The sequence below is a fragment of the uncultured Sphingomonas sp. genome (genome assembly GCF_964237155.1).
Taxonomy (GTDB): domain Bacteria; phylum Pseudomonadota; class Alphaproteobacteria; order Sphingomonadales; family Sphingomonadaceae; genus Sphingomonas.
Map to the genome: position 1 here is coordinate 1 of NZ_CAXSHH010000008.1, position 12,809 is coordinate 12,809.

Annotated in this window: 7 protein-coding genes and 1 pseudogene; 4 read left to right on the plus strand and 4 right to left on the minus strand. The window is 69.0% G+C overall.

Annotation, left to right across the window (positions count from 1 at the left end):
• Positions 1 to 54: 54 nt before the first annotated feature.
• Both ACFE71_RS03335 and ACFE71_RS03340 read left to right on the plus strand, forming a co-directional pair.
• A pseudogene (locus ACFE71_RS03335) lies at positions 55 to 3,074 on the plus strand (efflux RND transporter permease subunit); the annotation flags it as partial.
• 12 nt (positions 3,075 to 3,086) lie between these two features.
• Complete coding sequence (locus ACFE71_RS03340; RefSeq protein ID WP_375427398.1) at positions 3,087 to 4,484, plus strand: efflux transporter outer membrane subunit; 1,398 nt, start codon at positions 3,087 to 3,089, stop codon at positions 4,482 to 4,484.
• 154 nt (positions 4,485 to 4,638) lie between these two features.
• On the opposite strand, the gene ACFE71_RS03345 is transcribed toward ACFE71_RS03340, so the two are convergent.
• Positions 4,639 to 5,838 (minus strand): tyrosine-type recombinase/integrase, encoded by a 1,200-nt coding sequence (locus ACFE71_RS03345; RefSeq protein ID WP_375427457.1) that lies wholly within the window; start codon positions 5,836 to 5,838, stop codon positions 4,639 to 4,641.
• 869 nt (positions 5,839 to 6,707) lie between these two features.
• On the opposite strand from ACFE71_RS03345, the gene ACFE71_RS03350 reads away from it, so the two are divergent.
• Both ACFE71_RS03350 and ACFE71_RS03355 read left to right on the plus strand, forming a co-directional pair.
• On the plus strand, positions 6,708 to 7,010 hold the full coding sequence (locus tag ACFE71_RS03350) for a hypothetical protein (protein WP_375427399.1): 303 nt from the start codon (positions 6,708 to 6,710) through the stop codon (positions 7,008 to 7,010).
• A gap of 56 nt (positions 7,011 to 7,066) precedes the next feature.
• Positions 7,067 to 8,959, plus strand: coding sequence for a YcaO-like family protein (locus tag ACFE71_RS03355; protein ID WP_375427400.1), 1,893 nt, complete (start codon positions 7,067 to 7,069; stop codon positions 8,957 to 8,959).
• Here the strand turns inward: ACFE71_RS03355 and ACFE71_RS03360 are convergent.
• From ACFE71_RS03360 to ACFE71_RS03370, 3 genes are all read right to left on the minus strand, one after another.
• Entirely contained in the window at positions 8,901 to 10,880 is a 1,980-nt protein-coding gene (locus ACFE71_RS03360) for a BTAD domain-containing putative transcriptional regulator (protein ID WP_375427401.1), read from the minus strand. The genes ACFE71_RS03355 and ACFE71_RS03360 overlap by 59 nt on opposite strands.
• Before the next feature lie 156 nt (positions 10,881 to 11,036).
• Complete coding sequence (locus tag ACFE71_RS03365; RefSeq protein ID WP_375427402.1) at positions 11,037 to 11,528, minus strand: hypothetical protein; 492 nt, start codon at positions 11,526 to 11,528, stop codon at positions 11,037 to 11,039.
• Positions 11,529 to 11,855: 327 nt separating this feature from the next.
• The gene (locus ACFE71_RS03370) at positions 11,856 to 12,602 is read right to left on the minus strand and encodes an HlyD family efflux transporter periplasmic adaptor subunit (RefSeq protein ID WP_375427403.1); all 747 of its coding nucleotides are present in this window, start codon (positions 12,600 to 12,602) and stop codon (positions 11,856 to 11,858) included.
• Between the last annotated feature and the right edge of the window lie 207 nt (positions 12,603 to 12,809).

Here is a 12,809-nt window from a genome sequence, read left to right on the forward strand (position 1 = left end):
CTTGGACGCCGATCACCCCGCTAAGAGGGTCCTTGTTCCACGCCGATCCACAATCCCGGCGCGTCCGCGGAGACGGTGGCCGAAACGGTCGCCGCCCCGATCGAGCAGGAAATCAACGGCGTCGACGACATGCTCTATCAGAGCTCGCAATCAACGGGCGACGGCAACCTGACGATCACTGTCACCTTTCGCCAGGGCACCGACCTCGATGCCGCGCAGGTGCTGGTCCAGAACCGCGTCGCGGTCGCCGTGCCGCAGTTGCCCGAACAGGTGCAGCGCCTGGGCGTGGTGACGCGCAAGACCTCGCCCGACTTCCTGATGGTGGTGAACCTGGTCTCGCCCGACCGGTCGCTCGACCGCGGCTACATCTCCAACTACGCGCTGACCCAGGTCCGCGACCGGCTGAGCCGCATCGACGGCGTGGGCGACGTGCGGCTGTTCGGCAGCCGCGACTATTCGATGCGCGTCTGGATCGATCCCGGCCGCGCCGCGGCGATGAACCTGACCGCCGGCGAGATCGTGGAGGCGCTCCGCGCGCAGAACGTCCAAGTCGCGGCGGGCAGTCTGGGGCAACCGCCCCATGACACGGGCAACGCCTTCCAGCTCAGCGTGGAAACGCAGGGAGACTCGTCGATCCGGCGCAGTTCGGTGCGGTCGTGATCCGCACCGATCCCGACGGCGCCCAAGTGCGCGTGTCGGACGTGGGGCGTGTCGAGCTCGGCGCGGCGGATTATAACTCGAACACCCATCTTTCGGGCGAGCCCACCGTCATCGCGGCGGTGTTCCAGCGGCCCGGCTCCAACGCGCTCGCTGCGGCGGAAGCGGTCAGCGCCGAGATGGAGGCAATGGCCAAGTCGTTTCCCAAGGGGCTAGAATACCGGGTCATCTATAACCCGACGGAGTTCATCGCCCAGTCGATCGACGCGGTGATGGAGACGCTGGTCGAGGCGATGTTCCTCGTGGTGCTCGTCATCCTGGTGTTCCTCCAGAAATGGCGCGCGGCGGTGATCCCGATCGTCGCCATCCCCGTGTCGCTCGTCGGCACCTTCGCGGTGCTCGCGGCGTTCGGCTACTCGCTCAACAACCTGTCCCTGTTCGGGCTGGTGCTCGCGATCGGCATCGTCGTCGACGACGCGATCGTGGTCGTGGAGAATGTCGAGCGGAACCTGGAGCGCGGGCTCACCCCGCTGGAGGCGACGCGCACCTCGATGGACGAGGTCTCGGGAGCGCTGGTGGCGATCGTGCTGGTGCTCTGCGCGGTGTTCGTGCCGACTTTGTTCCTGTCGGGGTTGTCGGGCGCGTTCTACCAGCAGTTCGCGGTAACGATCACGACGGCGACGCTGATCTCGCTCGTGCTGTCGCTCACGCTGTCGCCCGCCCTGGCGGCCATGCTGCTGCGCGCGCATGTCGACGTGGGGCCAGGGAACCGCGTGCAGCGTCTCGTGCGGGCGGCGGGCGATAGATTCAACCGCGGGTTCGAGCGGATGAGCGCGGGCTATGCGGCGCTGACCGCAAGGCTGGTCGCACGGCCCAAGAGCATGATGACGGTTTATGCGGGTATGATCGTCGCGACGGTGGGCTTGTTCTGGGCGACGCCGTCCGGCTTCATCCCCGCTCAGGATCAGGGTTACTTCCTGACGGTGGTGCAGCTTCCCTCCGGCGCGTCAGTCGGGCGCACCGATGAGGTGGTTCAGAAAGTCGCCAAGCGCATCCTGCCGCTCGCGGGCGTCGAGGGCGCGGTGATGCTGGCCGGGTTCGATGGCCCATCCCAGACGCTCGCGCCCAATTCGGCCGCCGCCTACATCCCGCTGAAGTCGTTCGAGGAACGCGGGGAGCTCGGCGTCACGCTGGCGAGCATCATGGAGGAGGCGCGCCAGGCGACCGCCGACATCGACGAGGCGCGTATCCTGGTGATCCCGCCGCCGCTGATCCAGGGTATCGGCTCGGCCGGCGGCTACCGCATGATCGTGCAGGACAGGAACGGCGGCGGTTACCAGAAGCTCGCCGAGGAGACGGGCAAGCTGATCGGCCGGGCTAGCCAGACGTCCGGGCTGGCACAGGTCTTCACCTTCTTCGACACCACCACGCCGCGCGTCTATGCGGACGTTGACCGCACCAAGGCCAACCTGCTCGGCGTGCCACCCGAACGCGTGTTCGAAGCGTTGCAGGTCTATCTGGGCTCGGCCTTCGTCAACGACTTCAGCCTGCTCGGCCGCACTTACCGCGTGACGGCGCAGGCGGACGCGGCACACCGGACGACCCAGGCCGACATCGCCGACCTGCGCACCCGCTCCAATTCGGGCGAGATGGTGCCGATCGGATCGGTGGCGACGTTCCAGGACAGGACGGGTCCCTACCGGGTCACGCGCTACAACCTGTTTCCAGCGGTGGAGATCGACGGCGACACCGCCCCGGGCTTCTCCTCGGGCCGCTCGCTGCTCACCATGGAGAGCCTGGCCGCAAGCGCGCTGCCGCAGGGCTACGGGACCGAGTGGACCGGCATCGCGTTCCAGCAAAAGGCGGCCGGCAGCACGGCGGGCATCGTCTTCGCGCTCGCCGTGGTGTTCGTGTTCCTGGTGCTCGCGGCACAGTATGAGAGCCTAATCCTGCCGCTCTCGATCATCCTGATCGTACCCATGTGCCTCTTGGCCGCGATGATCGGGGTGAATTTGCGCGGCATGGACAACAACGTGCTCACCCAGATCGGGCTCGTCGTGCTGATCGCGCTTGCGGCGAAGAACGCGATCTTGGTGGTCGAGTTCGCGAAGCAGGCCGAGGAGCAGGATGGGCTGAGCCCCACGGAGGCTGCGGTCCGCGCCGCGCAGGACCGGCTCCGGCCCATCTTGATGACCAGCTTCGCCTTCATTCTGGGCGCGGTGCCGCTGCTGATCGCGACAGGGGCCGGGGCCGAGCTGCGTCAGGCGCTGGGCACCGCCGTGTTCTTCGGGATGCTTGGCGTGACCGGCTTCGGGCTGCTCTTCACCCCCACCTTCTACGTCGTCTGCCGCGCGCTCGGCGACCGCTTTCGCCGTCCGCGGCGCGGGGCCGAGCCGCTCCGGCAGCCTGCCAAATAAGGGAGAACACCCATGCGCGCCATTCTCACCGCCGCCTCCGCGCTCGCGCTCGCCGCCTGCGCAACCGGGCCCGACTATCGCACCCCCGCGACACCGGTCGCCGCCGCCGGCCCGTTCCTCTCGACCGGGCCGGGCGCGACCGCGACCGCGCCGGCCGACGAGAGCTGGTGGCGGTTGTACCGCGACCCCGTGCTCGACGGCTTGGTCGCCGACGCGCTCGCCGCCAACACCGACCTGCGGGTCGCGGTGGCCCGGCTCGGCCGCGCCCGCGCCGCCTTGCGCAAGGTTCGGAACGACCGCGTGCCGCAGGTCGGCGTCGGCGCGGGCGCGACCTATGGCCGGGCCTCATCCGTCCAAAGCCTGCCGGGCATCGACCGCCAGGGATGGCGCGTCGATGCGGGGCTGGACGTGGCCTATGAGGTCGATCTGTTCGGCCGAGTGGGCCGCAACGTGGAGGCGGCGCGGGGCGATTTGGGTGCGGTCGCCGCTGATCTCGACGCCGCCCGCGTCGCGGTGGTCGCAGAAACCGCGCGCGCCTATGCCGACGCGGTCTCCGCCGCCGAGCGGATCGCGGTGGCCGAGCGGATCGTGGCGCTGCTCGACCGGTCGGTGCGGGTCACCGAGCGCCGCGCGGAGGTCGGGTTGACGACGCGGCTTGATGGCGCGCGGATCGCGTCGCTGCGCGACCGCCGCCGCGCCGACATTCCGGAGATCGCTGCCGAGCGCCAGGCGGCGCTGTTCCGGCTGGCGACGCTGACGGGCCGCATGCCCGCCGAGCTGCCGCCGATCGCCGCCTCGCGCACGAGCACGCTCCGGCTCGATCGGCCGATCCCCGTGGGCGACGGCGCGGCGCTGCTCGCGCGGCGGCCGGATGTGCGCGCGGCCGAGCGCCGGCTGGCCGCCGCCACCGCGCGGATCGGCGTCGCGACCGCCGACCTCTATCCGCGCGTCAGCCTGGGCGGGTCAATTGGGTCGACGGGCACAGGGCTGGGCGACCTGTTCGGCGCGGGACCGCTGCGCTGGCTGCTTGGACCACTCATCAAATGGAACGCCAATGTCGGCCGCGCCCGCGCGCGGGTCGCCGGGGCGGAGGCGGACACCCAGGCGGCGCTGGCAGCTTTCGACGGAACGGTGCTCCAGGCGCTGGAGGAAGCGGAGACTGCGTTGTCCAACTATGCGCGCCTGCTGGACCGTCGCGGCGCCCTGCAGGCCGCGCGGAACGGGGCAGAGACGGCAGCGCGCATTACCCGCGCGCAGCAGCGTGAGGGTCGGATCGACAGCCTGGCCCAACTCGACGCCGAGCGCACCTTCGCAGACGCCGAAGCCGAGCTGGCGCTTGCCGACGCCCGCATCTCCGGCGCGCAGATCGACTTGTTCCGCGCTCTCGGGGGTGGATGGCGTGCCGCCTAAATTATTAGGCGACGATGGCTAGAAGCGGGATGGAGCGCTGGCGGCCGATGCGAGCCGCAAGCCGTACCTGAACCGATGTCCGGTTTAGGCGCGCGCTCAGGGCGTTTCGAACGGCCATTTCTGGGCCAATTTTTCAAGGCGGCTGACGACCACCTTACGCCCTCCGTAGCGTCCGCTCCGCACTGAGGTTCAGCGCCTTCGCGAGCTTACTGGACACGCGTTCCGCTGCGTTCTTCATCGGTGCGCGCTGAACGTGAGCGTAGATGGCGGTCGACCGCGGATTGCTGTGTCCCAGGATCGCGCCGGTAAGGGCGAGCGCCTCGCCGCTCGACACCGCGGTCGAGCCGAGCGTGTGGCGCAGCGTGTGCGGGGTCACGTCGGGGAGCTTGGCCATTGTCTTGACCTTGGCCCAGATCCGCTTGGTGCCCTGGTAATGGTTCTCGCCGGTGGTGCCCGGGAAGACATAGCCGGAGCCGTCCACATGCTCGACATCGGTCAGGATCGCGACGGCGGCAAGGCTGAGCGGCCGGACGGATCGACCGGTCTTGGTGTCGCCGAGGATGAGGAGGCCGCGTTCCAGATCGACCTCGTCCCAGCGAAGCGCGGCGACCTCGTTGCGGAGGCAGCCGGTCAGCGCCCACAGCCGCGCGATGGCGATCGCCTTGGCGTTCGCGCCCTCTGTGACCAGCGTGTCGAACGCTTGGCCGAGCCGCTTGACCTCTTCCAGGCTGAGGTAATGCTCGCGCTGGTTGTCGGTCTTGCGCACGGCCGCGCGCTCGACCGGGTTGCTCGCCACCAACTCGCGGCGGACCGCGAAGCTGTAGACGGCCGAGAGATCCCGCACGACCTTCCGGGCAGCACCGGCGCCGCCGCGCACGATGATGCGTTTACGAGGGGCGACCTTCTCATCCTTGGCGGTCTTGCCCAGCGACACGTCTCGAACGAAGCCCTCGATGTCGGCGGCGTTCACCTCGCCGATGCGCTTGTTACCGAGCAGCGGCACTACGTGGTGGCGCAGCCTGGCAAGGGTGTACGCCTTGGTCGTATCCTTCATGGGCTCGCCCTGGCGCTTGCCACGCTGCACGAAGCAGCCCTCGGCGTCATACTGGTCGACCAAGTCGCTGACCCGGAGTTCCTTGCGCCGCGCCTGCCGCTCCGCTGCAGGGTCGTTGCCGATCGCGGCCGCGCTCAGCAGCAATCGCGCCTGCTTGCGCGCCTCGTCCAGCGTCACGGTGCCGTACCGGCCGATTGCCATGAAGCGTCGGGGCGCGGTCCGTCCGCCGCCGTCGGTCCGGTAGCGGACGATGAAGGTCTTGCTTCCGCTCACCTCGACCCGCACGCCGAACCCGCTCAGGCTGCCGTCCCAGAGGCCCTACCGCGCGGCTCGCGGCTCCGCGCGATCGATCAGGGTCTTGGTGAGCACCACGCCGGACTTCGCCATGCATCCTCTCCACCGCAACAGCTGGTGGTCACATGGTGTCCACCAAAGCCGCCAACTCTGGAACAACGAGGCGCATCATAGCGTAGCTAATCTGCTGTAACAACGCGCATCATTCCCACTCCAGCATAGCCCGGAGTACCCCAGCGTAGCCTTGGCTTATTCTTGCCAAGGTTGGGGCCGAGGGTTCGAATCCCTTCGCCCGCTCCAAATCGTCACGGCAATTGTCAGGGCTCAGATAGGCGGCCGAAAGGCCTTCACTCTTTCGGCTATCCATGGTGCCCCCAATAAGCCGAGCCCCGGATCGTCGTTTGCCGACCGGCAGGCGGGTTGATCGCGAAAGCCGCCGTCCGTTCATCCGAGATCGCCCGCGCAAGACCGGGAGAGCGGACTTGTGGAAATCGCGACCGAGGCGGGTAGCATCGGCGTTGCTTCCCTGATACACTTCCCCGACGAGTCGATCAGTTTCGGTAGGCGTGCACGAAGCTACGGGCAGGTGAGTCCGATCATGAAGCCGTTCAAGCCAGGAATGATCGGACGAATGTTCCGCGACCGGTGCGCCGTATGTAGCCCTGTATCTTCGCTCGCGCCGGCCGTTCGAGGGCGAATACGGCCGGGTTATATATTTTCGACCGGAAACTTGTAAGTGCCGGTCACGATTATGGTCGAGTGGCCATTAGGGTTCTAGGACTACTACCTTCATTGTCCGTCATGCGAAGTAAAGGCGTTGGTTGCTTTGTAGGAAACACATTTGGGATCGGGTCGATCCCGCTTGGGAGAATGACATGGACCGGGAAACGATCGAAGAGCGGGGAAGTCGCTCAGCCACTCACTTCATCGTCGAGCTACCTTCCGAAGGAGGTGGGCGGTACGCCTTGTGCGAGGCGATCCTGACGGTCGACGGGAACGACGACGTGGGCGGCCTGCCCGCCGAACTCGTCGCGCGGATGTTCGAGGATGACGCCTTGCGCGCGGTGGCGCTGCCGATGGGGCAGGGCGGGGGGCATCGCCGGTTCGCCCGTGGCGGCGGGTGGACGCAGTCCGGGCACAACGTCAACATCAACATCAACTTTCCGCCCGAGCCCTGAGGCGCGACTGGTCCGTCGCGACCGGGCAGCGCCGATCGCGCCCACTCGCGCGGACGTTGACAGCCGCCCGTGCCGCCGCGATCCGGGCGGGCGTGACCCGCTTGGGCGATGTCACCGGCTTGGGCGGGCTGGGCGTGCCCACCTTCCAGGCGGTGCGGCCGTGGTCGCGGTCGCTCACCGTGTCGCAGGGCAAGGGCCTGACGCCAATGGCGGCGATGGTCTCGGCGCTGCTCGAGGCGGTGGAGTTCGACGCGGCCGAGCGGCTGACCGCGGCCGGGTCGAAGCCCGCGCCGCTGCGGGACCTGGGCCCCGACGCGCTCGCCTGTTGGGCACCCCGGGCGCGCGATCCGCAGGCGATCGCGCTCGATCCCGATCGCCCGCGCCCCTGGCTCCGTGGGAGCGACCTGTTATCCGGCCGCGCCGCCGTCCTGCCGTTCGACCTCCTGTCGCTCGACTTCACCCGTGCGCCCGCCCCGGATGTCCTGCCGTGCTCGGTAGGGCTCGCGACCGGCAACATACCCGCCGAAGCGTTGGCCGCAGGCGTGGCGGAGGTGATCGAGCACCATCTCACCGTCGAGCTGGATCGGCTCCCGCCCGCCGGACGTCGCCGCGTCGAACTCGACCTCGCGAGCGTCGACTGCCCGCTCGCGCTGCGATTATTGTCCCGTTTCGGCGATCACGGCTGGACGGTCCGGGTCTGGAGCCTGGGGCAGGAGGCCAACGTCGCGGCGTTCGCCTGCGTCCTCTTGCCGGAGCGCGGCCGTCGATCGGGTCTGACGCCCGCCGGTGGATCGGGCTGTCACCCGGACCGCCGCATCGCCCTGCTCCGCGCGCTTCTCGAAGCCGCGCAGGCGCAGGCGACGTTGATCGCGGGCGCACGCGACGATCTTCGCCCCGACGACTATCGCGACGGCCCGCAACGGCGCTTCGACCTGATCATGGACGGATTGAGCTTCGGGCCCGGCCCGCTGGCCTGGCATCGCGCTCCCCATGCCGAGACCGATTGCGCCAAAGCCGATCTGGAGGCGTTGCTGACCGTCGCCGAACGACTTTCCCCCATGCCCGTGATCGCGTTCGCGCACCCCCATCTCGGGCCCGACCTTCATGTCAGCCATGTGGTGGCGCCCGGACTTCTCGAAGGCGCACGGGCCGAGCGGCGCGGCGTCGACCTGCGTGATCGTCCCGGCGCGCCGTCCGTCCTCCGGCGCCGAGGGCGACGTCCCATCCTGTTCGCCGGCCCTAGTCTTCCGGCGGGCTGGCGGGACGAGCGCGTGGAGCTGCGCCCACCCGCGGTCTGCGGCGATCTGGCGGCGCTGCTCGATGATCCGCCGCCGGCGGTGGGGCTGGTCGACGGATGTTTCGGGATCGCCCCCACCGTGTCGCACAAGGAACTGCTCGAACTGCTCGCGCACGGGGTGGCGGTGCTGGGCGGCGCGAGCCTGGGCGCGATCCGTGCGGCGGAACTGGCCGCTTTCGGCATGCGGGGGATCGGCGCGATATTCCTGCTCTATGCGTCGGGCGCGGTCGTCAGGGACGACGCGGTGATGCTGGACCACGCGCCCGCCGAGCTCGGCCACCGCCCCCTCACGCTGGCGCTGGTCGACGCGGAAGCCGCATTGCGCGTCACGCCCATGCCCCCGGACGAGCGCAGGATGCTGCAACGGATCGTCCGTACGCTCTCGTTTCGCGAACGGACGTGGCGTCGTTGCCTCGATGCGTATGCCGAGCGGACCGGGCGGAGGGCGTCGGTGGACGATGGCGTGCTGGTCGCCGCGCTCTCGCTGAAGGAACACGACGCCGCGCTGCTCGCTTCGCTGTTGCCCGGTGCGGGGCCGGGCCGGGCGGGCGGGCGGCCGCCGCCGACCGGCGATCACCTACGCGTGCTGGCGCTCAATCGAGCGCGCCCGACATCCCTTGCTGAAGAAGTCGGCGATGCTCCTCGACCCTGAGCGGGATCGTGTCGTCGATCCATCGGCGTAGATCGTCGGCCCCGGGCGATCTCTTTCCGCGCCACGCCGCCCGAAAACCGCGTGCGAACCGCGCGCGGAGCGCAGCCGCTCCCGTTCGCCCCTTCGCCCGCGCGGCATTGGCGATCCGCACCGCCGCATATTGCAGGCCTTCCTCGCCCGACACCTCGAAATGCTCCTCCGCCTCCTCGACGCGTCCCTGTAGCGCAAGGATCACGGCGTAATCGGCATGGTAGTCGGTCGGCGGAAACGGGTTGAGCCGGAACGCGCGCTGCATCAACGAGTCGGCCTTGTCGAGCTCGCCCAGATGGCAGAATCCGAACGCGCACAGATTGGTCGTATCCGGGTCGTACGGCAGCGCCTGAACCGCGCGCTCGAAGCCCGCCTGCGCCAAACGCCACTCGCGCCGCCTCAGGTCGCACCAGGCGCGCATCACGGCCAGTTCGGTGCTGCTCGGCTCCACCATCGTCGCCCGCTCGCACAAGGCGCGCGCCCGCGCGCGGAACGTCGCCACGTCGTGCCCGGCGATCATCTGCCAAAAATCCGTGTTGTACATCCGCGCGAGCAGCAAAAGCGCGCGCAGGTGCCGTTCGTCCAGTTCCAGCACGCGTTCGAGCAGCGCGCATCCTTCCTCGGCCATCTCCGCCGTCCGAGCCTCCCCGATCCGCAGCCGCGCCCGCATATAGAGCACTCCCGCGTCGTTCTCGCCCGTTCGCTCCGCCAGGACGGAATGCAGATCGCGATCGATCGACGGCAACACCGCCCCGGTGGCGCGCTCCACGATCTGATCGACCGCGTTCAACAGGTCGCCCGCCGGCAGGCGGATCTGCTCGGACCAGACGACGGTGCGCGAGTGGACGTTGCCGAGTTGAAGGTTGACGCGCACCTCGCCGCTCATGCTGCGTAGCCGGCCCGACAACAGGTACACGGCCACCGCTCCGGCGCATACCGCCTCCAGGCGCTCGGCATCGGCCGAGTCCAGCATGATGACGCGCAGGTCGGGCAGGCGCGTCAACGCGACTCGTATGTCGTCCGTGCAGATTTCCGCCAGTTCGGCCGCCTCGCCCCGTCCATCGACCGCAAGCGGCGACACCAGGATCGTCGGGGGCGAAGCGGTCGGGGACGCGGGAGCGGTCGTCGGTGCGGGGCTGTCCGGAAACGACGGCGCAAGCGAGGTCAGGGCCGCGAACAGGGACCTGGTCTCGTCGGTCGGGCGGCTGCCGAAATCGCGCGCCAGGCCGACCTCCAGACGCTTGTACCGGCGGTGAAGCGAGGCGCGGTCGTCGCCGCCCTGGTCGACCCGCATGCCCAATCGGGTCACCGCCTCGTTGAGCGGATCGAGATGGTCGAGGCCGCGCAATATCGCCTGCATCTCGGTCGACGGCGAGCGGCTCAGCATATCGTCCGCGGCCTCGAGCACGCAGGCGACGATGCGCTCGTGCTGCTGATGGCGCTCCGTCGCCAGCCACTCGTCGAAGCCGCTGGCGAGGCCGTCCAGCCCGTCGCCGAAGCCACCGCGCACGTCGCCCATGATCCGCGCCAGCTCGGACGCGCTGCGATCGACGGCGGCGTCCAGGACCGCATCGATATCGGTCGTGACCGCGTCGCGGTCGAGATCGACGCGCTCGCGCCCGATGTCCAGGAACGGGTGGTCGGGCGCGCATCGCCGCACCTCGGCGAGCGCCTGGCGAAGGCTGCCGCGCGCCTGGTCGGCCCCGCGATCGGTCCAGAGAAGGTCGGCCAGCCTCTCGCGCGTGGCCGAACGCGTCGGCGCCACCGCGAGATAGGCGAGCACCCCGCGGGCCTTGCGGCCGCGCGGACAGACGTCATGGTCGTCTGACAGCAGGCGCACATGGCCGAGCAGTTGCAAGAACAGTCTTACGCGGTCGCGTCGCTCGCTCATCGCTTCGTCCTCGACCGATGAAGCTTGCGAGCCGGTGCATGACCAGCGTCGCGGACCGGGAGAGATCAAGCGATGACATGCAGCAATCGGCCGGACGCGGCAAGGCGGAAGCGTCCCCATCGCTTCCGCCTGCCTGACCGCGAAACCGCGTCGACCCTACTTCGTCGCGAGCACCGCGAGCTGGCCCGGTCCGTTGCGTTGCGCGAACCGCACGTTGCTCGCCTGCGCCGACGCCAGCATGCGCTTGCGCTGGTCGTGGTACGATACCGGATCCGCGACGTTGCCGACCAGCATCTGCATGCGGATACGCTTTCCGACATAGCCGGCGGGCAGCTGCGGCAGGTCACGGATGCGGTTGAGCGTGTGCCGGGCGGCCCGCGTCATCGCGGGGTGGCCCGATTTCACGATGATCGCCCTGGCGCGCCCGTCATCATCGCGCTCGAAGGTGGCCTGCACGACGCCGCTCCGTCCATTCGCCGGGAACACGATGGTCCGGTCGAGCTTACGGTTGACCTGCTTGACCCAGTTTTCGATCGCGCCCGGGTCGGCGTTCGCGTTCGCGTTCGCGTTCGCGTGGGCGGGAGCGCCGGCGGCCAGCGCGGCGGCGGTGACGAGCGCGGAGACCACGCCGATGACGATCTGATTCATGTCCCTGATCCTTGGCTTTTCTTCCGACGTCCATCGCCGGTGGAACTCAGCTAGGCCAGGCAACGTGATCCCATGTGCGATCGAAACGTGAAACGATCGTGAAAACGAACGGAGTTTGCGGCGCGCGGATCGAGGCGGGCGTTCGGATGCCCGGATGACGCCCTTGTCGGCCGGCTTATCGAAAGACCACCGTCCCATGTCCGTCGGCGAGCACGCGCCCTTCGGCATGCCACGTCAGCGCGGCGACGATCCCCAGCCGGTCGGGACGACCGAGCGTGTGCAGCCAATCGTCATGGGCACCGTCGCCATCGACCGAGGCGCGCGAGGTCAGTCCTCACGAAAGCCCCGGTTAAAACTGTCCGTCAATGGTTGGCGAAAATACCGGACGAGCGAACGCGAGCCGAGCTGGATGTAGACCTCGGCCGGCATCCCGGAGAGAAGCTTGACCCCGTCGAGCTTTTCCAGCGCGGCCGGATCGATCGCCACCTCCGTCTCGTAATAGAGCGTGCCCGTATTCTCGTCGAGGACGGCGTCGGCCGCAACCTGGCGCACCTCGCCGATGAGCGTGGGAACCGAGCGCGCCTTGTACGGGCTCAGCCGTATTTCGGCGAGGAGACTCGGCTGCACGACGTCGTTGTCGTTGGCGCCGAGTCGCGCCACCACCACCACCACGCGCCCGCCCGACGGCACGATGTTGAGGATCGGCTGGCCGGGCAGCAGGACGCTACCCGGTGTGACCAGGCGCAGGTTGACGACCGTGCCCGCCACCGGGGCGTTGATGCTGCGGCGGCGGTCGACATCGCGCCCGACCGCCAGCTTTTCCCGCGCCGCCGCGATCTCGGCCTGGACGGAGCGTTGTTCCTTGGCGGCGTCGGTGATCCGTTGTCCGCGCAGGAAGACGGCCTGCGCCTGCATCTCGCCGATCGTTTCTTGGAGCCGCCCGGCGGCGGTCGTCACGCGGCTGCGCTGGCCCGCCACGTCGGCGCGTTGGCGCTCGAGTGTCAGCAGGCGGGAACGGCGTTCCAGCTTCTCGTCGACGAGCGTGCGCACACCCGACAGCTCCTCGCCCAGCAACTGGTCCTGCGTGTCGAGGGAGGCGAGCTGGGGGGCGGAGCCGCCCAGTTCGGCGCGGCCCTGGCCGATACGCTCGTCAATTATCGCGATCTGGTCCGATAATGCGCGGCGGCCGGCGGTGAACAGCCGATCGGAGGCCCGGATGACCTTGGCGACCTCCGGGTCCGATCACCGGGCGAGCAGCTCCGCCGGATAGGCGACTCTCCC

Excerpts from the sequence above, each read along its gene's own strand:
- ACFE71_RS03350 (WP_375427399.1), top strand. The coding sequence starts at position 6,708 with ATGGACCGGGAAACGATCGAAGAGCGGGGAAGTCGCTCAGCCACTCAC.
- ACFE71_RS03360 (WP_375427401.1), bottom strand. The coding sequence starts at position 10,880 with ATGAGCGAGCGACGCGACCGCGTAAGACTGTTCTTGCAACTGCTCGGC.
- ACFE71_RS03340 (WP_375427398.1), top strand. The coding sequence starts at position 3,087 with ATGCGCGCCATTCTCACCGCCGCCTCCGCGCTCGCGCTCGCCGCCTGC.
- ACFE71_RS03365 (WP_375427402.1), bottom strand. The coding sequence starts at position 11,528 with ATGAATCAGATCGTCATCGGCGTGGTCTCCGCGCTCGTCACCGCCGCC.